This is a genomic window from Streptomyces sp. CAI-85 (assembly GCF_013363615.1).
GTDB lineage: Bacteria > Actinomycetota > Actinomycetes > Streptomycetales > Streptomycetaceae > Streptomyces > Streptomyces antibioticus_B.
In genome coordinates this window covers 41993-65099 of sequence record NZ_JAANNX010000032.1, presented here as the reverse complement: position 1 = coordinate 65099, position 23107 = coordinate 41993, and the positions used below count along the sequence as shown (strand labels likewise).

Annotated in this window: 15 protein-coding genes and 1 riboswitch; of the genes, 8 read left to right on the top strand and 7 right to left on the bottom strand. The window is 73.6% G+C overall.

Features of this window, described 5'->3' with window-relative positions; translation table 11 throughout:
• Positions 1–494 precede the first annotated feature (494 nt).
• From G6W55_RS26440 to G6W55_RS26430, 3 genes are all read right to left on the bottom strand, one after another.
• A complete protein-coding gene (locus G6W55_RS26440; protein WP_175523310.1) occupies positions 495–1703 on the bottom strand; it encodes a VWA domain-containing protein in 1209 nt (402 codons plus the stop codon).
• Positions 1700–4303, bottom strand: coding sequence for a DUF5682 family protein (locus tag G6W55_RS26435; protein WP_254876456.1), 2604 nt, complete (start codon positions 4301–4303; stop codon positions 1700–1702). The genes G6W55_RS26440 and G6W55_RS26435 overlap by 4 nt, the downstream gene beginning before the upstream one ends.
• 80 nt (positions 4304–4383) lie before the next feature.
• On the bottom strand, positions 4384–5514 hold the full coding sequence (locus tag G6W55_RS26430) for an AAA family ATPase (RefSeq protein WP_175523317.1): 1131 nt from the start codon (positions 5512–5514) through the stop codon (positions 4384–4386).
• Positions 5515–5659: 145 nt separating this feature from the next.
• Here G6W55_RS26430 and G6W55_RS26425 point away from each other — a divergent pair, with 145 nt between their 5' ends.
• Together G6W55_RS26425 and G6W55_RS26420 are read left to right on the top strand one after the other, a co-directional pair.
• The gene (locus G6W55_RS26425; RefSeq protein ID WP_175523309.1) at positions 5660–7015 is read left to right on the top strand and encodes an SWIM zinc finger family protein; all 1356 of its coding nucleotides are present in this window, start codon (positions 5660–5662) and stop codon (positions 7013–7015) included.
• 35 nt (positions 7016–7050) lie between these two features.
• Positions 7051–8700, top strand: a complete 1650-nt coding sequence (locus G6W55_RS26420; RefSeq protein WP_175523308.1) for a DUF5691 domain-containing protein — start codon at positions 7051–7053, stop codon at positions 8698–8700.
• On the opposite strand, the gene G6W55_RS26415 is transcribed toward G6W55_RS26420, so the two are convergent.
• A complete protein-coding gene (locus G6W55_RS26415) occupies positions 8678–9094 on the bottom strand; it encodes a cobalamin B12-binding domain-containing protein (protein WP_030788043.1) in 417 nt (138 codons plus the stop codon). The genes G6W55_RS26420 and G6W55_RS26415 overlap by 23 nt on opposite strands.
• A gap of 397 nt (positions 9095–9491) precedes the next feature.
• Between G6W55_RS26415 and G6W55_RS26410 the strand changes: the two genes are divergently transcribed.
• Together G6W55_RS26410 and G6W55_RS26405 are read left to right on the top strand one after the other, a co-directional pair.
• Complete coding sequence (locus G6W55_RS26410; RefSeq protein WP_175523307.1) at positions 9492–10415, top strand: triacylglycerol lipase; 924 nt, start codon at positions 9492–9494, stop codon at positions 10413–10415.
• A 269-nt stretch (positions 10416–10684) separates the two neighbouring features.
• Positions 10685–12184 (top strand): M23 family metallopeptidase, encoded by a 1500-nt coding sequence (locus G6W55_RS26405; RefSeq protein WP_175523306.1) that lies wholly within the window; start codon positions 10685–10687, stop codon positions 12182–12184.
• Between the two features lie 67 nt (positions 12185–12251).
• On the opposite strand, the gene pcrA is transcribed toward G6W55_RS26405, so the two are convergent.
• Positions 12252–14741, bottom strand: coding sequence for a DNA helicase PcrA (gene pcrA, locus G6W55_RS26400; protein WP_175523305.1), 2490 nt, complete (start codon positions 14739–14741; stop codon positions 12252–12254).
• A gap of 245 nt (positions 14742–14986) precedes the next feature.
• Positions 14987–15156, top strand: a riboswitch (cyclic di-AMP (ydaO/yuaA leader).
• 7 nt (positions 15157–15163) lie between these two features.
• On the opposite strand from pcrA, the gene G6W55_RS26395 reads away from it, so the two are divergent.
• The 3 genes from G6W55_RS26395 (at position 15164) to G6W55_RS26385 (ending at position 19007) form a co-directional block, all read left to right on the top strand.
• Positions 15164–16321: an NlpC/P60 family protein gene (locus G6W55_RS26395; protein ID WP_175523304.1), complete on the top strand. Its 1158-nt coding sequence runs from the start codon at positions 15164–15166 to the stop codon at positions 16319–16321.
• Between the two features lie 117 nt (positions 16322–16438).
• The gene (locus G6W55_RS26390) at positions 16439–17446 is read left to right on the top strand and encodes a tellurite resistance/C4-dicarboxylate transporter family protein (protein WP_175523303.1); all 1008 of its coding nucleotides are present in this window, start codon (positions 16439–16441) and stop codon (positions 17444–17446) included.
• A gap of 481 nt (positions 17447–17927) precedes the next feature.
• Entirely contained in the window at positions 17928–19007 is a 1080-nt protein-coding gene (locus G6W55_RS26385; protein ID WP_175523302.1) for an NlpC/P60 family protein, read from the top strand.
• Between the two features lie 24 nt (positions 19008–19031).
• On the opposite strand, the gene G6W55_RS26380 is transcribed toward G6W55_RS26385, so the two are convergent.
• Both G6W55_RS26380 and G6W55_RS26375 read right to left on the bottom strand, forming a co-directional pair.
• Entirely contained in the window at positions 19032–19835 is an 804-nt protein-coding gene (locus G6W55_RS26380; protein WP_217687382.1) for a response regulator transcription factor, read from the bottom strand.
• Positions 19832–21124 (bottom strand): ATP-binding protein, encoded by a 1293-nt coding sequence (locus tag G6W55_RS26375; RefSeq protein WP_175523301.1) that lies wholly within the window; start codon positions 21122–21124, stop codon positions 19832–19834. Before G6W55_RS26375 ends, G6W55_RS26380 begins: the two co-directional genes overlap by 4 nt.
• A gap of 179 nt (positions 21125–21303) precedes the next feature.
• Between G6W55_RS26375 and G6W55_RS26370 the strand changes: the two genes are divergently transcribed.
• Complete coding sequence (locus G6W55_RS26370) at positions 21304–22929, top strand: PspC domain-containing protein (protein WP_375372474.1); 1626 nt, start codon at positions 21304–21306, stop codon at positions 22927–22929.
• The last annotated feature ends 178 nt before the right edge of the window (positions 22930–23107 follow it).

Genomic DNA, 23107 nt, shown 5'->3' with positions numbered 1-23107 from the left:
TACATCGTGCTTGGCGAAGAGGTCCCTCGCCTGGTACTCGAACAGGTCCACGCGCTTCCGTCCCTATCAGTGATCTCGCGGTTCGTTGGATGCGTGGGCGTGCCGCGATGGGCAACGTGACGTCCGCTTGGGTCACAGGGGAAGCGCACACGGTGTCCGAGCACGCGGCATGTCCGTCTCGCAGGTTATCTCCGCTTGCTGGAACCCCCTAAATCGAGGGTCACACCTGAGCGGTGATACCTGTCACATGATGTCGCGCTCACCGGCACGGGGTGCCGCGCGGGCGGGGCCTCACCGGACTGGGGCCGGCCCGGTGAGACCCCCTGAGCAGCCCCTTAGGGGGCCAGATCGACGCGGAGTGAGGGATTCCCACCCCAATGGGCATCTCTCACCCCACTCCATGAGGTTCCGGCCGGACAAACCGACGGCTTTCGGCCGTCCGGGGCCTTCCCGCTCATGAACGCGTCTGCTCGCCTTTACCCGCCGTAGACATGTCACTCCGGGGCCGGCACGGGCAGCGGGCGTCTCTCCAGGGCCGCCGCCATCACCTCCGGGAACTCCTCGGGCGTGCAGGCGAACGCCGGGACGTCCAGTGCCGCGAGCGCGGCCGCGTGCTCCCGGTCGTAGGCGGGCGCCCCCTCGTCGGACAGCGCGAGGAGCGCGACGAACTGCACGCCCGCCGCCTTCATCGCCGCGACCCGCTTCAGCATCTCGCCGCGGATGCCGCCCTCGTACAGATCGCTGATCAGGACCACCACCGTGTCCGCCGGACGGGTGAGGGCCGCCTGGCAGTGGGCGAGCGCCCGGTTGATGTCCGTGCCGCCGCCGAGCCGGGTGCCGAAGAGGACGTCGACCGGGTCGGCCAGGTGCTCGGTGAGGTCGGCGACCGCGGTGTCGAACACCAGGAAGCGGGTGCTCACCGACCGCATCGACGCCAGCACCGCCCCGAACACCGACGCGTACACCACCGACGCCGCCATCGAGCCCGACTGGTCGACACAGAGGACGACCTCCTTGCGCACCGCCCGCGACGCCCGCCCGTACCCGACGAGCCGCTCCGGCACGACCGTGCCGTACTCGGGCAGGTGGTGCTTGAGGTTGGCGGCGATCGTGCGGTTCCAGTCGATGTCGCGGTGACGGGGGCGGGCGACGCGCGCGGCACGGTCGAGGGCGCCGGTGAGGGTGGCCCGGGTGCGGGCGGAGAGCCGCCGCTCCAGGTCCTCCACGACCGTGCGGACGACGGTGCGTGCCGTCTCCTTCGTGGTGTCCGGCATCGCCTTGGCGAGCGAGAGGAGGGTGCCGACGAGATGCACGTCCGGCTCCACCGCGGCGAGTGTCTCCGGCTCCAGGAGCAGCGCGGACAGGCCGAGCCGCTCGATGGCGTCGCGCTGCATGACCTGGACGACGGAGGAGGGGAAGTAGGTGCGGATGTCACCGAGCCAGCGCGCCACGGAGGGGGCGGAGGCGCCCAGACCGGCCGTACGGTCGCCGCCCCGGCCCGCGCGGGGCTTGCCGCCGGTGTCCTCGTAGAGGGCGGCGAGCGTGCCGTCCATGGCCGCGTCCCGTCCGGACAGACGGTGCCCGGTGCCGTCGGCCGCGTCGCCGCCCAGCACGAGCCGCCAGCGGCGGAGGCGGTCCTGTGCGGCGTCCTGCGCGACGCCCTGCGCGACGTCTTGCGGTGTCGAGGGTCCAGTCGCCGTCATGTCGTCGCCACCTTCGCCGGTTCGGTGTTCCCGCCCGGTCCCCGTTCGTCGTCCTGTCCCAGCAGCAGCCGCACCACCGGCAGTACGGCGTCCGCGCGCTCCCCGTCGAGCCCGTCCGCGAACCCGGGCGCCCCGGGACCGGCCCCGCTCGCGCCCGCCCGCTCCCCCGGCCCCCGCCGGACCAGCTCACCGAGGGTTCTGCGCACTCCCTCCTCGTACGCCGAGAACGTGCGCCGCAGCAGCGGCAGCACATCGGTGAACGCCTCCGCCGGTACGCCGGTGAGCCAGCCGTCGACCAGGGCGAGGAGCCGTTCGTCGTGCACCAGCAGCAGTCCGCCCCCGGCGCCGCCGACGAACCCCTCGATCCACGCGGCCGCGTCCCCCGGCGGCGTCCCGGGCGACAGGGCGAGCCCCATGAGCCGCGCCGCCTCCGCAGGGTCCAGGTCGCCGTCGTCCAGCGACAGCCGCACGGCCCGGCCCCGGATCAGCCCCGGCACCCGGTCCCGCCGGGCGAGCAGCCGCAGCACGGCCTGCCACCTTGCGCGCAGCCCGGCGGCGTCGCGGACCGCTTCGTCGGCCACGTCACGGGCCGCGTCCCCGCCGTCGACGGCGCTCCCGTCCGCCGCGGCCCCTCCCTCACCACGGCCCGGCTCACGGACGCCCCCACCGCCCGGCACCCGGGCTCCCCCATCGGCCCCGCCCGACGGCTCAGCCGGGGCGGGCGCCCCCTCGGGGCCCTCGTCGGGGTTCCCGTCCACCCCCGTCTCCTCCAGCAGCCCCACCGCCCCGTGCACGGCGTCCATGTGCCGCCGCATCTCCTCCGCCGCCTCCCCGCCGAGGGCGGCGCAGGCCGGGGGCAGGCCGACGAAGATCCGTTCGGCGAGGCCCGCGGCGACCTCCGTCAGCGCGCGCGTGTCGGTGCCGCGCACATCGCCGTAGCGCAGCGAGCGGACCAGGGCGGGCAGTGCCTGGGCGAGATGGCCGACGTCCGTGTCGAGGGCCGCACGGTCGGCGAGGACCCGCATCACGGCGGGCATCGCCCGGGACAGTCCGGCCAGCAGACAGTGCTCGGCGAGGGCGGTCACCTCGGCGAGTCCCCGCGCGGCCACCGCGTCCTCCTCCGCCTTGGTGTTCGCCGCGGCCCGTACGGTCGTCCCCCACACCCCGGCCTCGGCGACCCGCACCGACAGCTCGGGCTCCCAGCGCAGCCGCCAGGTCTCCCGGAACGTCCCCGTGCCGCTCCGCGAGACCACCGGCTCGCCCCATCCGACGCCCAGCAGCCGCAGCCGGTGCAGCAGCCTCCCGCGCGCGGCGTCGGTGTCCTTGCGCAGATCGAGCTCCAGCTCGCGCTCGGCGGCCTCGGGACGGAGCCGCAGCCGGCGCTGGAGCCGGTCCAGGTCGCGCTGCAACGGCACCGCCGGGGCGCCGACCGGTACCTCCCCCAGCACGTCACCGACCACGAGCCGGTCGTGCACGAGCGCCGCCGGGACGTCCGAGCCGTCGCACAGCACCGCCCGCACGGCGTCGGCCGTCTCGCTCAGACCGGGCAGCGGCCTGCCGCGCAGCGCGGCGAGCGTCTCCGCGAGCCGGACCGCCTCGATGACATGGGCCGGGGAGACGATCCGGTCCTCCTCGCGCAGCAGCCCCGCCACCTTGGTCAGCCAGCGCTCGACCGGCCGGTCCGGCGCGTCGAACAGATGCGCGTACCAGCCCGGCGCGTCGATGCCCGCCCCGTATCCCCCGGCGCGGGCCAGCCTGCGGTGCGTCCAGGGCACCCAGGTCAGCTCGGCCCTGACCTTCGGCAGCCCCTTGAGCAGCGCCCGGTCGGCGGCGACGGGGGCCGGCCGCCGCAGGGCGGGCACATGCCACGCCCCGCAGACCACGGCCACCCCGTCGTCCCCGAACTCCTTGCGGGCCGCGCGCACCTGGAGACGCATGTACGCCTCCCGCACCCGGTCGCGGGCGTCCTCCTCGCCTTCCCCGCGTGCCTCGTCGTCGTCCGCCGCCTCCCGGAGCGCCTCCATGGCCTCCTCCAGGGCGGTGAACGGCGCGAACGGGTCCCCCGTGCCCACCGTGCGGTGCTCGACCACGTCCTCCCACCAGCGCTCGGCGTCGTCGTACCCGGCGATCGCGGCGAGCGTGCCGAGGGGATCGGCGCGCAGGCCGACGGCGTGAGGTGCGGGGGCGTGAGGTGGGGTGATGTCAGGTTTCTCTCCCACGTCCTCCTCCCCCTGCCAGGCCAGGGTGTGCGTCGCCGGCAGGTCGATGAAGCGGGCCGGTACGCCGTGCTCCAGGGCCCAGCGCAGGGCGACCCACTCGGGGGAGAACCCGGCCATCGGCCAGAACGCGGAGCGGCCCGGTTCGTCGACCGCGTGGGCGAGCAGGGCGACCGGCGGCCGCATGTCCGGGTCGGCGGCCAGCGGGATCAGCGCGTCGGCCTCGGGCGGCCCCTCGATCAGCACGACCCGGGGCCGGGCGGCGTCCAGCGCCGCCCGGACCGCCCGCGCCGACCCCGGCCCGTGGTGCCGCACCCCGAACAGGGCCGGCCAGCGTGTGTCGTCGTCCCGCCGGCCGACACCGGCACTCCGAACTCCCGTCATGGGTCCCCCTTCCCTGACCTTCTCCGACCTCTTCGCCGAAACCGCTTCCGTGCCCGCCGACGCGCCCGCGCGGGCGTCGGTCATCCGCTCACCTCCCGGCAGGCCCGGTAGAAGTCGCTCCAGCCGTCGCGTTCGCGGACGACGGCCTCCAGGTACTCCCGCCAGACCACCCGGTCGGCCGCCGGGTCGCGGACGACCGCGCCGAGGATCCCCGCGGCCACATCGCCCGCCCGCAGCACGCCGTCGCCGAAGTGGGCGGCCAGCGCGAGGCCGCCGGTGACGACGGAGATGGCCTCGGCGGTGGACAGGGTGCCGCTGGGCGACTTCACCTTCGTCCGGCCGTCGGAGGTGATCCCGTCGCGCAGTTCGCGGAAGACCGTGACCACGCGGCGGATCTCGGTGATGCCGTCCGGCACGGCCGGCAGATCGAGCGAGCGGCCGATCTGGTCCACCCGGCGGGCCACGATGTCCACCTCGGCCTCGACGCTCTCCGGCAGCGGCAGCACCACCGTGTTGAAGCGCCGGCGCAGGGCGCTGGACAGTTCGTTGACCCCCCGGTCCCGGTCGTTGGCGGTGGCGACGAGGTTGAAGCCGCGCACCGCCTGCACCTCCTCCCCCAACTCCGGTATGGGCAGCGTCTTCTCGGACAGGACGGTGATGAGGGAGTCCTGGACGTCCGCCGGGATCCGGGTCAGCTCCTCGACGCGTACGGTCATGCCCTCCGCCATGGCCCGCATGACCGGGCTGGGCACGAGGGCCGCTCTGCTCGGGCCCTGGGCCAGCAACTGCGCGTAGTTCCAGCCGTAGCGGATGGCCTCCTCCGGGGTGCCCGCGGTGCCCTGCACCAGCAGGGTCGAGTCGCCGCTGACCGCGGCGGCCAGGTGCTCGGAGACCCAGGTCTTGGCGGTGCCGGGCACCCCGAGCAGCAGCAGGGCGCGGTCCGTGGCGAGGGTGCTGACGGCGACCTCGACCAGCCGGCGCGGGCCCACGTACTTCGGGGTGATCACCGTGCCGTCCGGCAGGGTGCCGCCGAGCAGGTAGGTGGCGACGCCCCACGGGGACAGCTTCCAGCGAGGCGGGCGCGGACGGTCGTCCTGCGCGGCGAGCGCGGTGAGTTCGGCGGCGAAGGCGTGCTCGGCATGCGGTCGCAACGCCTGCGCCGGCTGCTGCTGAGCGGGTTTCAGGAACGACGGGTCTACGGACACGGACATGGCGGAGGTCCCCTCCAGCTCGGCCGGTTCGGATCTGGTGTCCACCGTGCACCACACCACTGACAACGCGATCCGACCTGCGGAAACGTCCTGGCGGAGGCTTCGGCCGGACCGATTGTCAGTGGCAGGATCTACCGTCGTTGGCATGACTCAGCAGGAGGTGCGCCGGACGGCGGACCAGGTGCTGTCCCTGGCCCCTGACTCCGTGTCACGCAAAGCGGGAAGCAAACTCGGCGTGCCCGAGCGGTGGTTCGGTGCGGGCTGTTCGCGGGAGGGCGTGGTGTGGGGGGTGTGCCGTGGAGGGGACGGCACGTCGTACCGCACGGTCGTCGGCACCGCGGACCCGCTGCCCGAATCCGCCGGACCGGTGTCCGACTGCACCTGCCCGAGCCGTGGATCACCGTGCGCGCACGCCCTCGGGCTGCTGTTGCTGTGGGCGCGGGGGGAGGAGTCGGTACCGGTCACCGAGACGCCGGACTGGGTCGCGGCGCGGGGTGGCCTATCGCCCGGCGAGGGCGCCAACAGCACGGCAGGGGACGGTGGTTCGGGGCTCGTCGATCCGGAGGCGGCGCGCCGCAGGGCGGAGCGGCGCGCCGAGCGGATCACGGCGGGGGCGGCGGAGCTGGAGCAGCGCCTCGCCGATCTGGTGCGGTCGGGTCTGGCCACGGCCGAGCGGCCGGGGTACGGGCTCTGGGAGGAGACGGCCGCCCGGATGGTCGACGCCCAGGCACCCGGACTCGCAGCCCGCGTAAGGGAGTTGGACTCCGTCGTCGCATCCGGCCCCGACTGGCCGACACGGCTCCTCGAGGAGTGCGCGCTGCTCCATCTCCTGGGCCGGGGCTGGCAGCACCGCGAGCGGCTGCCGGGGTCCCTGGCGGCCACGGTCCGCACCCGCGTCGGCCTGCCGTCGGCGCCGGCCGGCCCGCCGGTGCGCGACCACTGGCTGGTTCTCGCCCAGTACGACCTGCCGGACCCGAGACTGACGACCCGTCGTATCTGGCTGTACGGCATCGGGTCGGGGCGTACGGCCCTCGTGCTGTCCTACGGCCCGGCGGGCCGGGCGCCCGACCTCGCGCTGCCCGTCGGTCTGGCGCTGGACGCCGAGCTGTCCGCCCACCCGGGGTCCGGCCGGCTGCGGGCCACGCTGGGCGAGCGGTTCGCCCCGCCCGCACCGGCCACGGTCCGCCCGCCGGGGGTGACGACGACGGAGGCGACCGTCCGGTACGGCGAGGCGCTGCGCGACGACCCGTGGCAGGAGTCGGTGCCGGTGACGCTGGACGACGTCGTGCCGGTGCCGGACGGCGACGGCTGGCAGGTCGCCGACGCCTCCGGTGACACGGCTCTGCCGCTCGTCCAGGGCCCGGCGGGCCGCTCCGGCCTGTGGCGTCTGGTCGCCCTGTCGGGCGGCGGGCCGGTCAAGGTGTTCGGCGAGTGCGGCCACCGCGGCTTCACCCCGCTGACGGCCTGGGCACCCGGCGCGGGAGAGGCGGTTCGGTTGTGACGGGTTCGACGGTGACGGCGGCGAAGGGAACACCTGTGAGCACGCCCGCGACCAGCCCCGCGTGGGAGGAGCTGCTCACCGCGGCCCTCCTCGGCACGGACCGCCGTACGCCCGAGCGTGTCCCCCGGGGCCGGGCGGCGCCGGGCGCGCTGCTGGACGCGGCGGCCGCCGAGACCGTACGACGGCGGGCCGGACTGCGTCCCGGGCGGGCCGCCGCGCCGCGCCCGGAGGCGGCCCCCGCCGACCCGCGCCCGGCGCTGCCACCGGCCGCCGCCCGCAGGCTCGCCCTGCTGCTGGCCGACCGCCCCGGCGCCGGCACGGCGGGCCGCAGAGGCACCGCGCCGGACCTCATGGAGCTGCTGCCGCAGTGGCTCCAGACGGCCAACACGCGCGGCCTCGCCCCGCCCGCCGAGTCCCTGCCGGCGCTGCTCGACGCGGCCCGCGCGCGGACCGACCTGCGTCCGGCGGCGCTGGAGTTCGCCGGGCCGCGCGCCCTGTGGCTGGCCCGGCTGAACCCGGACTGGCGGTTCGCCCTGCGGGCCACGCCGGGTGGGGGCGGCGCGCTGCCCGGCCCGCGGGAGACCGAGCGGATCGCGACGCTGTGGCGGGAGGGCCTGTTCGCCGAGCGGGTCGCGGTCCTGTCGGCGCTGCGCGCCCGGGACGCGGACGCCGGGCGGGAGCTGCTCGTCTCGACCTGGCCGACCGAGCGCGCCGAGGACCGGCTGATGTTCGTCGACTCGCTGCGCACCGGGCTCGGCGCGCGCGACGAACCGTTCCTGGAACAGGCGCTGACCGACCGCAGCCGTACGGTCCGGGCGACCGCGGCGGAGCTGCTGTCGGCGCTGCCGGGGTCGGCGCTCGCGGCGCGGATGGCGGTCCGGGCCGGGGCCTGCGTGTCGGTGGACCGCACCCGGGACACGCCGACGCTCGTGGTCGAGGCGCCCCACGAGTGCGATCCGGGCATGGAGCGGGACGGCGTGTCGCCCAAGCCGCCCGCCGGCCGCGGGGAGCGGTCGTGGTGGTTCGGCCAGCTCGTGGAGTCGGCGCCGCTCGCCACCTGGCCGGCGCGGCTGGGCGGCCGTACGCCGCGCGAGATCCTGGCGCTGCCGGTGGCGGACGACTGGCTGGGCGAGCTGCACGCGGCGTGGTGCCGGGCGGCCGTCCGGCAGCGGGACGCCGACTGGTCGCGGGCGCTGCTCGGAGCGCCGTCGGCGCCGGGGGCGGGCGGTCCCGGCGCGGTCTCCCTCGCCGAGCGGGCGAAGCTGCTGGGCACGCTGCCGGTGGGCGAGCGGGCGGCCTGGGTGGCCGGGTTCATCGCGGCGCACGGGCTGTCGGAGGCGTTCCAACTGCTCGGGGTGTGCGCGGTGCCGTGGGCCGAGCCGCTCGGACGGTCGGTGGTGGACGCGCTCAACATCGCGCGGGACGCCGGGAGTTACCCGTGGAGCTTCAGCGGGGTGATGGGGCTCGCCGAACGCTGTCTGGATCCGTCGGAGGCGTCCCGGCTGGACGGTCTGCTGGCCGTGCCCGACGAACCGGAGGACGCCTCTCCGGGCGCCGGGAGCTACTGGGCGGAGGCGTTCCAGCGGCTGGGGTCGACGCTGCGGCTGCGGGCGGTGATGAGAGCGGAGTTCGGCCCCGCGGGCCCGCTGCCGCTGCCGGGGGTCACGCCCCGGCCGGCTGCCTGACGTTCGTCCGGACCCAGTCCACGATGGACGCCGTGGTCGCCCCCGGGGTGAAGATCTCCGCGACGCCCTTCTCCTTCAGCGGCGCGATGTCCGCCTCGGGGATGATGCCGCCGCCGAAGACGAGGATGTCCGCCGCGTCCCGCTCCTGGAGCAGCTCGATCACGGCGGCGAAGAGCGTGTTGTGCGCCCCGGAGAGGATGGAGAGACCGATCGCGTCGGCGTCCTCCTGGATCGCGGTGTCGACGATCTGCTCGGGGGTCTGGTGGAGACCGGTGTAGATGACCTCCATACCGGCGTCGCGCAGCGCCCGCGCGATCACCTTGGCCCCGCGATCATGGCCGTCGAGCCCCGGCTTGGCGACCACCACGCGGATCGGACCGGCTGCCACACCCATCACTGCCTCCATGTCACTGCTTCCATGAAGCGACTCCGTCCATCCTCGATGGCCCGGCCACCCCGCGCCACACCGCCCGGGGGAGTGAACGAACGTTATCTCCAGCATCCCGCAACCGGCAGTTTCGTGGTGCCGACCGAGGGGGAAATCACACGATGGGACAACTTCACCGCGCACTGTCCCCCCGCGCCACGGGGGAGCAGCCGCACACGGGAGCCGCACGAGGTCGCCGTACCGCCGCGCCGCAGGCCGCGCGACGCGGTGGTACGGCGCACCGGCATCGGTACGACCGGACCGCAGGGCGGGCCGGCCGCGCCCCTCGTCGGTCTGCGTCGCGACTTCCACGAGGGCACACGGGGGACGGAGCAGTCGTCCGCGTGCCGACAGGAGGTCGGCCATGCAGGTCACCCGGGCGCTGGAGCCCCTTCTCCCCTTGTGTCAGCGACTGCTTCCGAACCTGCCGGGCCTGCCCGCCGTGCCGCTCAGACTGGCCGGGCTCTCCGCGACGCTCCTGAAGGCGACGGCCCTGGAGATCGCGATCCTCGCCGGCCACCTCCTCCTCTATCCGTCGGGCATCATCCAGGAGCGCAGGGCCGCGGCCTCCACCGACGACCCGGGCACGGGCGGTACGACAAGCGCCGACGGCGGGGACGGTCCCGTGCCGCTGCCCACCCAGGCCCCGCCCCCGGTGGTCCTGCTGCACGGCTTCATCGACAACCGTTCCGTGTTCGTCCTGCTGCGCCGCAGCCTCGCCCAGCACGGCAGGCACCGGGTGGAGTCGCTCAACTACTCCCCGCTGACCTGCGACATCCGGACCGCCGCCGAGTTGCTCGGCCGGCACATCGAGGAGATCTGTACGCGCACCGGCAGCAGCCGGGTGGACGTGGTCGGGCACAGCCTCGGCGGTCTGATCGCCCGCTACTACGCGCAGCGGCTGGGCGGTGACGTGCGGGTGCGGACGCTGGTCACCCTCGGCACCCCGCACTCCGGCACCCGGGTCGCGCCGCTGGCCAACGCTCATCCGATCGTGCGCCAGATGCGGCCCGGCTCGGCGCTGATCGAGGAGCTGTCCCGGCCCGCACCGGGCTGCCGGACCCGTTTCGTCAGCTTCTGGAGCGACCTCGACCATCTGATGGACCCGTTGGAGTCCGCCTGCGTGGACCACCCCGATCTGCTGGCGGAGAACATCCGGGTGACCGGGATCGGGCATCTCGCCCTGCCCGTCCATCCGGCCGTCGCGACGGGGATACGGCAGGCCCTCGACGCCGCGCCCGAGGACGCCGAAACCGCCCCGGCCGCCGGCGGACTGACGGTCGCCTGACGCCTCAAGGCCCACGCACAGCCGGCCCAGAGCCGCCCCAGAGCCGAATCACACCCGGCTCAGACCGCCTCAGGACCGCTCCAGGCCCCCAAAACCTCGAACACTCTTCGAACATAGGGCCAAAATCCGTGCCCGCCCTCCCCCGAATCAGGGCCGAATGCCCCTTTCCCCCGGGCACGAAACCTGCGGAAGATTGTCGCGCCCGCATACCGCCGGGTACAGTCACCGCACTGCTCTGGCAGCCCCTGTTGTCGGCGAAAGAGAAGTTGGTGAACGACCGTCACCCGTCGGGGAGCACGACCGCCCCGGCCCCGGCTTCCGACGCCGACCCGGCGCACTACACGTCGCCGTACGGCGCGCAAGCGGAAGCCCAGTACGACGGCTTCACCACGTACGAACACGGTTACGCCACAGGCCACTTCACGGCCGACCCCCTCTTCGGCAGCCTCCCCGCGGACGGCTCCGCCACCGGCGGGTACGACGGCGCCCAGTGGAACACCGGCGGCCACCAGACCCTGGACTACGACCCCTACGCGGGTCACCAGGCGGTCTACGACACCGGCGGCTACGACATGAGCGGCTGGTCCGCCGCCGGACAGCAGCCGGCCGTGATCCCGCCGCAGGGCACGACGACCGACACCAGCGGCTGGGGATATCCCTTCCAGGGAGCGGACGCCCTCCAGGAGAACTCCTGGAGCCGGCCCGACCAGTCGCACCCCGCCGACCCGACCCAGCAGTGGGAATGGGGCACGCAGACCTTCGACACCGGTGCCTACGACGCCACGCAGTGGAACACCGACGGCGACGAGCACACCGCGGCCGCCGACGCGTACGACCAGCCGGCCGAGGTCCCCTTCGATCAGCAGGCCACCGCCACCTTCGACCAGGTCGGCCATGACGAACCCGCCGACGGCGACGAGGAGTCGACGGCCACCGGCGAGCTGCCCGCCGTCTCCGAGCGGCCCCTGCTCGACGACCAGGAGGAGCCGGTCTTCGTGCCCTCCTCCCGGGTCGCCGCCCGCGGCGCGAGCCGTTCCCGTCGCAGGCCGCCCGCGAAGCGCTCCGCGCTGCTGACCGTCGCCGTCCCCTCGGCCTGTGTGATGGGCGTCGCCGGTATCGCCGCCGCCTCGGTCGCACCGCTCGGCGGCAGTGACGACAAGGACACCACGGCCTCCGCCGCCGACGCGCAGCCCGTGAAGCCGTCCGCCGCCAACAACAAGCTCGACGCCCAGCTCGAGACGCTGAGCGCCGAGGCCGACGACTTCGGCGACCGGGTCAGCCGTACCCAGGAGCGCATCGACCTCAAGGCGCAGCAGGAGGCCGAGAAGAAGAAGGCCGCCGCCGAGGCCGCCCGCAAGGAGCGGCTGCGCCCCAAGTACGCCCTTCCGGTCGCCCAGCGCGGACTGAGCGCCTACTACGGCCAGGCGGGCATCAACTGGATGTCCCAGCACACCGGCATCGACTTCCCCGTGGCCTACGGCACTTCGGTGGTGGCGGCGACCGACGGCACCGTCCGCACCCAGTGGAACAGCGCCTACGGCAACATGCTGATCGTGACGGCGAAGGACGGCACGGAGACCTGGTACTGCCACCTCTCCAGCTACCGCGTCGCCTCCGGTACGACGGTGAAGGCCGGCGATCCGGTCGCGTACTCCGGCAACTCCGGCAACTCCACCGGCCCGCACCTGCACTTCGAGGTCCGGCCGGCCGGCGGTTCGGCCATAGACCCGCTGTCGTGGCTGCGCAGCCACGGACTCGACCCGACGTAGGACCTTTCGACACTCCGGTCCGGCCCCCGCTCCTCGTCCGTCGAGGCGGGGGCCGTTCCCGTCGTCGTCACAGCTTCTCGACCGGCGCGTACCGCAGCAGCAGCCGCTTCGGCTTGGTGTCGCCGAAGTCGATCGTGGCCTCGGCGTTGGCGCCCGTGCCCTTCACCCCGACGACCGTGCCCAGTCCGAACTGGTCGTGAGTGACCCGGTCGCCGACGGACAGCGCGACCACCGGCTTCTCCGCCGCGCCCCGGCGCGTCGCGAAACCCGACGCGCCGGAGGCCGAGGAGCGCGAGCGGGACGAGGACAGCGAGGCCGCGACCCCGGACACCGGCCCGGAGGACACCGGCGCGGCCGCGCCCGTCCGCTTCCAGTCCACGTGCGTGCCCGGGATCTCCTCCAGGAACCGGGAGGGCGGGTTGTACGACGGCTGGCCCCAGGCGCTGCGCAGCGTGGAGCGGGTGAGGTAGAGCCGCTCCCGCGCGCGGGTGATGCCGACGTAGGCCAGTCGGCGTTCCTCCTCCAGCTCCTTGGTCTGGCCGAGGGCGCGCATGTGCGGGAAGACGCCGTCCTCCATGCCGGTGAGGAAGACGACCGGGAACTCCAGGCCCTTGGCGGTGTGCAGGGTCATCAGGGTGATGACGCCCGAGCCGTCCTCGTCCTCGTCGGGGATCTGGTCGGAGTCGGCGACCAGCGCGACCCGCTCCAGGAAGTCGGAGAGCGAGCCGGTCTCCTCGCCCTCACCCGACTCCTGCTCGAACTCCAGGGCCACGGCGGCGAGTTCCTGGAGGTTCTCGATGCGGGTCTCGTCCTGCGGGTCGGTGGACGCCTGCAACTCGGCGAGGTAGCCGGTGCGTTCGAGCACGGCCTCCAGGACGGTGGCGGGGCCGGCGCCGGACTCGACGATCGTGCGCAGCTCGTCCATCAGGACGTTGAACCGCTTCACGGCGTTGGTGGAGCGCGCGGCCATGCCGTACGCCTCGTCGACGCGCTTGAGCGCCTGCGGGAAGCTGATCTTCTCCCGCTGGGAGAGCGCGTCGATCATCGCCTCGGCGCGCTCGCCGATGCCGCGCTTGGGCACGTTGAGGATGCGGCGCAGCGGGACGGAGTCCTCCGGGTTGGCAAGGACCCGCAGATAGGCGAGGACGTCCCGGACCTCCTTGCGCTCGTAGAAGCGGACCCCGCCGACGACCTTGTAGGGCAGGCCGACGCGGATGAAGACCTCTTCGAAGACACGGGACTGGGCGTTGGTGCGGTAGAAGACCGCGACGTCACCGGCCTTGGCGTCGCCCGCGTCCGTGAGGCGGTCTATCTCGTCGGCGACGAACTGCGCCTCGTCGTGCTCGGTGTCGGCGACATAGCCGGTGATGCGCGCGCCCGCGCCCGCGTTGGTCCACAGGTTCTTGGGGCGGCGGGACTCGTTGCGCTCGATGACCGCGTTGGCGGCGGACAGGATGGTCTGCGTGGAGCGGTAGTTCTGCTCCAGCAGGATCGTCGTCGCGTCCGGGTAGTCCTCCTCGAACTGGAGGATGTTGCGGATCGTCGCGCCCCGGAAGGCGTAGATCGACTGGTCGGCGTCACCCACGACGCACAGCTCGGCCGGCGGCACGTCGAACTCGTTCGGAGGGACGTCGACGGGGTGCTCGGAGGTGCCGACCAGCTCCCTGACCAGGGCGTACTGGGCGTGGTTGGTGTCCTGGTACTCGTCGACCAGGACATGCCGGAAGCGGCGGCGGTAGTGCTCGGCGACATCGGGGAAGGCGCGCAGCAGATTGACCGTCGTCATGATCAGGTCGTCGAAGTCGAGGGCGTTGGCCTCGCGCAGCCGCGACTGGTACATCGCGTACGCCTGGGCGAGGGTCTTCTCGAAACCGTCAGTGGCTTGGGCCGCGAAGTCCTCCTCGTCGATCAGCTCGTTCTTCAGGTTGCTGATCTTGGCGCTGAAGGACTTGGGCGGGTAGCGCTTGGGGTCGAGGTCCAGATCGCGGCAGACGAGCGCCATCAGACGCTTGGAGTCGGCGGCGTCGTAGATCGAGAAGGAGGAGGTGAAGCCGAGCTTCTTCGACTCGCGCCGCAGGATCCGCACGCACGCGCTGTGGAACGTCATCACCCACATCGCGTTCGCGCGCGGGCCGACGAGCTGCTCGACGCGCTCCTTCATCTCGCCCGCGGCCTTGTTGGTGAAGGTGATCGCGAGGATCTGGCCCGGGTGGACCTGGCGCTCGGCGAGCAGGTGGGCGATGCGGTGGGTGAGCACGCGCGTCTTGCCGGAGCCGGCGCCGGCCACGATGAGCAGCGGGGTGCCGGCGTGCACGACGGCCGCGCGCTGGTTGTCGTTCAGCCCGTCCAGGAGGGCCGCCGCGTCCAGCACCGGGCGCGGGGCGCCGTCGCGGTAGTGGGCGTCCCGGTCCGGGGGCGTGTCGAACTTCCCGCCGAACAGATCCTCCGGAAGGTGCTCCGGAGAGTGATCGTCCTCGGGCGGCGGCGGGGGCTCCTCCTCATGGGCGCGGGGGCCCTGGAGGTCCGCCAGGAAGCTGTCGTCAAAGAGGCTGCTCATCGCTCTCCGAGTCTAGGGGGCGCCACTGACAACCGGTCCCGGTCCCCGAAACATCCCGCCACTCACCTTCCGGGGCGGCCTTATCACGACCCGTGATCGAGCGGGGGCACTTTTCCTCAGGTCACGAAAATGTATCGGACATATCACCCATCAACCTTCACAAGGGCCACACACGTTGGCTACGGTGCCGAACAGGCCGTACGACCTCCACCGGCGAACCTCGCCGGGCCGCGCGGCCTCCGCCGAGTCCGGCCACGCCCCTTCCGCACGGCGCCCGGAGCCGGGGACCCACCGAAACTCCGGGGTGAATCGGCCCCACTCCCCGCCCTGCGCGGGGACAGGCCGTAGGGCAACCCTTCCGAACCACCCGCCCGAACCCGACAGCTAACCCGGTAGGCGGACGATGGAAGGAGTCGCCTCCTTTGGCGTCGCAGCACCGCAAGCCACGGCGTGCCTCCGGTCCGCGCGTGGCGGGCATCCGCACACCCGCCCTCGCCACCGCCGCCCTCACGTCCGTGGCCCTGTTCTCCCAGTCGGCGAACGCCGCCCCCTCCTCGGACGACGGCACCCCGAGCCTGGAGGAGGTCGAGAAGAAGGTCGGCGACCTCTACCGCCAGGCCGAGTCGGCGACCGAGAAGTACAACGCCGCCAAGGAGAGGACGACCACCCAGCGCAAGCGCGTCGCCGGTCTCCTCGACGACGTCGCCCGGCGCACCCAGAACCTCAACGAGGCGCGCGAGGAGCTGGGTTCCTTCGCCGCCGCCCAGTACCGCACCGGAGCCGCCGCGCCGGACACGGCGACCTTCCTGCTCGCCGACACCCCGCAGGACTACTTCGACCAGGCCCAGCTCATGGGACGCCTGACCGAACGTCAGAAGAGCATGGTCGACGACTACGTCACCGAGCAGTCGACGACGATGCGGAAGCGCCAGGAGGCCGGTGAGGGTCTCGCCGCGCTCACCGACACCCAGCGCGAGCTGAAGACCGCCAAGGCGACCGTCCAGAAGAAGCTCGCCACCGCGCGCGAGCTGCTGTCCCGGCTGACCGCCCAGGAGCAGGCCCGGCTGGCGGCGATCGAGCGACAGCGCCAGGAGGAGGCCGCGCGCAAGGCGGCGGAACTGGCCCAGCGGCAGGCGGCCACCGCGCCGGCCACGGACACGGGCACGCCGTCCCCGTCCCCCTCCCCCACGTCCTCGTCCTCTCCGGGCGGCGGCACGGTCTCCACCAAGGCCGAGAAGGCGCTCGCCTTCGCCCGCGCGCAGATCGGCAAGCCGTACGTCTGGGGCGCGACCGGCCCCGGCTCCTACGACTGCTCCGGCCTGACCCAGGCCGCCTGGAAGGCCGCCGGGGTCACCCTGCCGCGCACCACCTACGACCAGGTGACCTTCGGCACCACCGTCTCCCTCGCCGACGCCCGCCCCGGTGACCTGGTGTTCTTCTACGAGGGCGTCAGCCATGTCGGCATCTACATAGGCAACGGCATGATGATCCACGCCCCGAAGCCGGGCACGTACGTGCGCGAGGAGTCGGTCTACTACGACGGCGAGTCGGCGATCCACAGCGTGGTCCGGCCGGCCTGACGCACCGCACACGCGCGTGCGCCGCTTTCCGGCGGTACGCGCGCGTATGCCGGTTTTTCGCCGCCCCCGCGCGCGTGCCCCCGCTCACGGCGCCGCTCACTCCCTAGCATCGGCTCCATGCCCGGCTCCCCCTCCCCCGCGCCCTCCTCCGGTCCCGCCGGTCCCGCCCTTCGTGCCTGGTGGGCGGAGCGTCCCCCGGCGGCCGGGGCCGCCGTGATGGCGACCGGCATCCTGTCGATCGCCCTGCACCTGGCCGGCCACGAGGGCCTGTCGCGCGTGATGCTGGCGCTGGCCGGCGCCGGCTGGGTGGGGCTGGCCGCGGACTTCGTCCTCCGGCTGGTGCGGGAGCGCGAACGCTGGCTGTCGGAGGCGTCGACACCGGGCGGGCTGACCGCCGTGGCCGCCACGACCGTCCTCGGGACCCGCCTGTCGACGCTGGGCTGGCCGGTCCCGGCCGCGGCGCTGCTGGCGGTCGCGGCGGTCCTGTGGCCGGTACTGCTGCTGCGCGTCATGCGGCACTGGACGCGGCGGATGCCCGGGGCGGTCTTCCTGTGCTGTGTGGCCACCGAGGGGCTCGCGGTGCTGGCGGCGACCCTGGCCGCGGAGGAACTGACGGAGTGGCTGGCGCACGCCGCGCTGGTGCTGTTCTGGCTGGGGCTGGTCCTCTACGTGCTGATGCTGGCGCGCTTCGACCCGCGGCAGGTGACCGAGGGCGCCGGGGACCAGTGGGTGGCGGGCGGGGCGCTCGCCATCTCGGCGCTCGCGGGCACGAAGCTCATCGCGGCCGACAGCCCGCAGATGTACCTGTGGAACGTCGACGACGAGCACGTCCTGCGCACGGTGACCATCGCCCTGCTGGTCCTCGCACTGGGCTGGTACGTCGTCCTGCTCGTCGCCGAGATCGTCCGGCCGCGTCCGCGCTTCGACGTGCGCCGCTGGGCGACGGTCTTCCCGATGGGGATGACGGCGGCGGCGCTGCTGTCCGCCGTCCCCGCCCTCGGCATCGACTGGCCGAAGCGGCCCGGGGAGGTACTGCTGTGGGTCGCGGTGGCGGTGTGGCTGGCGGTCGCGGTGGCGGCGGCCCTGGCGGCCCGCGCGACGATCGGGGCCGCGCGGCCGCGCTGAACCGTGCTGCACGGACACGGACACGCACACGCATATATGCGGCTTCCATAGCAGCCCGCCGCTCCGGAGCGTCCTCGAACGGTCGCTTCGGTCAACGCGCCACGCGAAGCCGACCGCTCCTGTTCGCCTCCCCGGTCGGAAACGGTCATCCGGCGGCCCCCTCATGCCACTTCCGCACATCGCGTTACCGACCCGACACAAACGGGCCTAGCGTCCTCCCCCAGGTGACCGGCTCCCCACCGCCGCCCGGGCCAGGGGCGGCAGTCGGCCACCACCGCCGAGAAAGTCCGGCGGCGGCCGGCTCCCCCTGTGCGGGCCGTCGCCGGACGCGTCAGCCGCAGCCCCCCGGGCCGTCCGTCCGCTCACACGACGGCCCCGGATCCGGGGCCGCGGCCCGCCGACCGGCCGGGCCGATCCCCCTTCGGTCCGCCGCCGGGCCACGCGGACGAGGCGGTCGGACGAAAGGACGTGCAAGTCCCACGTGGCAGTGCACCGAAAGCCCCGACAGCGCTCATTCGGCGGCCACAAGGCCCGTACGGCGTTCACGCTCGCCCTTGCCGGGGCGGCGACGGCGACCGCCTTCGACGGGACCGGACAGGCCGAGCCGAATCTGACACCCGCGCAGGTCAAGGCCAAGGTGGACCGGCTGTACCGGGAGGCGGAGGAAGCCACCGAGAAGTACAACGGCGCCCACGAGAAGGCCACCGCCGCCGAGCAGCGCCTGAAGTCCCTGCGCGACGAGGCGGCCCGCAAGGAGGAACGCCTCAACTCGGCCCGCGAGAAGCTGGGTTCGATGGCGGCCGCGCAGTACCGCGACGGCGGGCTCGGCCCCGCCGTCCAACTGGCGCTCTCCGACGACCCCGACGGCTATCTGGACGGCGCCGCCTTCGCCGAACGCGCCGGTGACCGCCAGTCGGCCGCCGTCAGCCGGGTCCGCCGGCAGCTCCGCGAGATCGAGCAACTGCGGGGCTTCGCCCGCCTCGAACTCACCACGCTCAGAACCCGCCAGGCCGAACTGAAGAAGCACAAGGCGACGATCACCGGCAAGCTGGACGCGGCCCGCACGCTGCTGTCCCGGCTGACCGAGGCGGACCGGGCCCGCGTCACGGGCTCCACCGCGACCGGCGGCGGCACCGGCACCCGCGCCTCCCGGGCCACGACGGGCGCCCGCGACACCCTCCGGACGCCCGGCTCCACCGCGGGCGCGCCCACCGCCCGCGCCGCGGCCGCCGTCTCCTACGCCTACTCCAAACTCGGCAGCCCGTACGTCTGGGGCGCGACCGGGCCGAACGCCTTCGACTGCTCGGGGCTCGCCCTGGCCGCCTACCGATCGGCCGGGATCTCCCTGCCCCGCACCACCTACGCCCAGATCGACGCCGGCCGACGGGTCTCCCGCTCCGAACTGCTCCCCGGGGACCTGGTGTTCTTCTACTCCGGCATCACCCACGTCGGCATCTACATCGGCGACGGCCGGATGATCCACGCCCCCAACCCCTCGGCGCCGGTCCGGGTGGCACCGATCAGCGAGATGCCCTTCGCCGGGGCCACGCGCGTCGTGTGAGAGCGGCCGGGAGGGCGCCCGCGCTCACACCAGGCGCCGTGCCGTCGCCCAGCGGGTCAGCTCATGACGGTTGGACAACTGGAGCTTGCGCAGCACCGCCGAGACATGCGACTCGACCGTCTTCACCGAGATGTAGAGCTGCCGGGCGATCTCCTTGTACGCGTACCCGCGGGCGATGAGGCGCAGCACCTCGCGCTCGCGCTGCGTGAGACGGTCCAGGTCCTCGTCGACCGGGGGCGCGTCCGTGGAGGCGAAGGCGTCCAGGACGAACCCGGCGAGGCGCGGCGAGAACACCGCGTCGCCCTCCTGCACCCGGAAGATCGAGTCGACCAGGTCGGTGCCGGTGATCGTCTTGGTGACATAGCCCCGGGCGCCGCCCCGGATCACCCCGATCACATCCTCCGCCGCGTCCGAGACGGACAGGGCGAGGAACCGCACCGGCTGCTCGGCGTCCCCCGTCAACCCGGCACAGCGGCGCAGCACTTCGACCCCGCCGCCGCCCGGCAGATGGACGTCGAGGAGGACCACCTCGGGACGGGTCGCGGTGATGACGGTGACCGCCTGGTCGACGTCCGCCGCCTCCCCGACCACCTCCACGCCCGTCTCCTCGGTCCGGCCGATCTCCGCCTGCACGCCGGTGCGGAACATCCGGTGGTCGTCGACGAGGACCACCCGCACCCGGCGCCCGCTCCCGCCGTCGCCCGCGCCGGTCCCGGCCGCCCCGGCCGCTCCTGTCGTGCCGATCTCCTCGGTCGATCCGGTCGATTCGGCCGCCCCGGTCGCCCCGGTCGCCTCGGTGGGTCCCGTCGCCTCGGTCGGGTCGCTCATGACGTGTTCTCCGCCCTCTCCATCTCCAGCTCGACCTCGGTGCCGCCGCCGGGGACCGCCCGCAGCCGCGCCGTGCCGCCGTTGCGCTCCATGCGGCCGATGATCGATTCTCTGACGCCCATCCGGTCGGCGGGTATCGCGTCGAGGTCGAAGCCGGGGCCGCGGTCCCTGACGGACACGAAGACCGTCCTGCCCTCGACTTCGGCGTAGACCTGCACCGCGCCGCCCTCGCCACCGTACTTGGCGGCGTTCACCATTGCTTCGCGCGCGGCCTGCATCTGTGCGCCGACCCTCTCGTCGAGCGGGCAGTCGCCCACGACCACCACCTCGATCGGGACGCCGTGCTTGTCCTCGACCTCCGCCGCGTTGCGCCGGACCGCGTCGGCGACCGTGGCCGGCTCGTCCTCCTCGTCCTTGCCGGTGCCCTCGGGTTTGTAGAGCCAGGTGCGCAGGTCGCGCTCCTGGGCGCGGGCGAGACGGCGCACCTCGCTCGCGTTCTCCGCGTTGCGCTGGATCAGGGTCAGGGTGTGCAGCACCGAGTCGTGGACGTGTGCCGCGACCTCGGCGCGCTCCTGGGCGCGGATGCGCATCAGCCGCTCCTCGGAGAGGTCCTGGGTCATCCGGACCAGATACGGCCCGGCGAGCAGCGTGATCCCGACGAGCACGGCGAGCGCCGCCTGGAGCACCGAGCCGAGATGTGCCGCGGAGCCCTGGAGGACGAAGATGCCGGAGACACCGGCGGTGACCAGGAGGACTCCGCCCACGGCCCGCAGGAGCGTGAGCGTCCGGCGTCTTCGGCCGGCCGCGACCCAGCGGGCCCGCCGGGCGTTGTCCGCCTGCCGCCAGACCAGGGCGACACCGGCGCCGACCAGGACGGCGGGCAGGAGGTACGCCTTGGCCCCGCTGCCCAGGTTCACATTGCCGACGAAGACCATCGCGACGACGACCATGAGGAGCAGGGCGACGATCTGCCCCTTGTCCGGCTTGCGCGCGACGAGTCTGCGGCGGCCGTCGGGCGCGGTCTCGGTGGAGACGAGGGACGGCGGCCTCTGGCCGCCCACCCCGCCGACGCCGAGCGGCACGAAGAACCAGAAGGCCGCGTACAGCAGGGCACCGAGGCCGTCGGCCATGAACAGGCCCACGAACACGAGCCGCACCCACACGACGGGCAGGCCGAGATGCCCGGCGAGCCCCCGCGCCACACCACCCAGCCAGCGTCCGTCACTGCTGCGGTAGAGCTTGCGCGGCGGCCGCGGTTCGACGAGTGGCGCTGCTGCGGCTTCCGGCATGCCAACGATGCTCACACAGCCGTCCGGCCCGGGCATCAGGGTTCGCCCCCGAGACGCCCCTGATCTTCGGCCCCGCCGCGGGGCGAACGCCTCCCGGGTGCGGGCTCGGGGCGGATATCAGGGTCCGACCAGGGTCGTCCCGACTGCCGCCGGGGCCGTTCGACCGCCACCATGGACGCATGGCAGATCACCAGCACGCCGAGGACTCCGTGCCCGACGGGGACACCCCGTCGACCGGCACGCCCGGCGCCGCGGGTGAGAACACGGACGCAGGCGCAGACACAAGCTCAGAGCCGGACGCAGACACCGGTACAGACACAGACACCAATACAGAGACAAGGACAGGAGCGGCGGGGGCGGTGAAGGACACGCAGAACGGCGTCGGGATGACCGCGGCCGAGGCCGCGATCGGCGCCGCGATGGCGAGGGAGTACCAGGCGGGTCCGGGCTCCGGTGCGGGGCCGGGCTCGACGGACGACCCCGGTGCCCCGGGTATGACGGAGGGCACCTCCCCCGCTCCGCCGGCCAGATTCCGGCGCGACCGGCGGCACAAGATGATCGCGGGCGTGTGCGCGGGACTCGGGCGGCAGTGCGACATGGATCCGGTGATCTTCCGGATCACCCTCGCCGTGCTCTCCGCGACCGGCGGCATCGGCCTCATCTTCTACGGCTTCGCCTGGCTGCTCGTCCCCTACTCCGACGACGACCAGAACGAGGTGCGCAGACTGCTGACCGGCCGGGTCGACGGCCAGGCCCTCGCGGCCGTGCTGTTCGCGCTGGTCGGCTGCGGGGTGTTCCTGTCGATGCTGAAGAACGGCGGGGTGCTGACCTTCGCCGTCGTCCTCTCCCTGCTCCTCGCGGGCGCCGGGTACTGGTCGCGGCACCGGGACTCCTCGGCGCCCGACCCCCTCGCCGCACAGGCCGTCGCCGACGCCCCGCCGGAGGCCCAGGCACCGCCGGCGCCGACGGCCTACCCGTCCTGGTGGCGCGACCCCATCGTCAAGGACGGCACGCACGACGGCGGCACCGGCTATCTGTGGGGCCCCCGGGACTATCGTGGCCGGGCCTTCGAAGCAGGCATCCGGGTCGACCTGACCGGTCACGGCCTGCCCGAGGACATACCCGCCCCGCCCGGACCCTCGCGCCGGGCGGCCGGGCCCCGCTGGATCGGCGGGTGGGTCTTCCTGTTCGCCCTCGCCGTGGGCTTCGCCGCCACCCGGCTGACCTGGGACCACCAGCCGCTCGGCACCAGCCTCCAGGCCGGTCTGGCGTCGGCGCTCGCGGTGTTCGGCCTCGGCATCGCGGTCAGCTCGTTCCTCGGGCGGACGGGAGCGGGGTCGGTGTTCCTGGCGATCGTCACAGCGGCCCTGCTCGCGGCGTCGTCGGCCCTGCCCAAGGACGTCGGCACCGACTGGGTCGACCGGACCTGGCGTCCGGTGGCGGTGGCGGACGTACGGGAGTCGTACGACCTGGGCACCGGGGACGCCACGTTGGACCTGTCCGGGCTGGACCTGGCGAAGGGGCAGACGGCACGCACCAGCGCCGAGGTGGGGCTGGGCCGGCTGCGGGTGATCGTGCCGCCGGACGCGACCGTGAAGCTGAGCATCGACGTGGGCCTGGGCGACATCCGGCTCCCGGGCGACAACAAGAAGGACGTGGACGTTCAGCCGGGCCGGCAGAAGGAGACGACCCTGCCGCCGCAGTCGGACAGAGAAGGCGGCAAGGACAGCAACGACGGCGGGACGCTCGACCTGGACCTCCATGTCGGCGTCGGACAGGTGGAGGTGAGCCGTGCTGCGTCATGAGTTCCAGCCGGGACGGCTGGTCGCCGGTGGCTTCCTCGTCCTCGCGGGCGTCGCCTACGCGGGGGACGCGGGCGGCCTGTGGGAGGTGCCGTGGTTCGCGGTGATCCCGATGGTCGTGGGCGGCCTCTGCCTGGGCGGCGCGGCGGGCGTGGTGGCCCACGCGGTACGCGCCGGACAC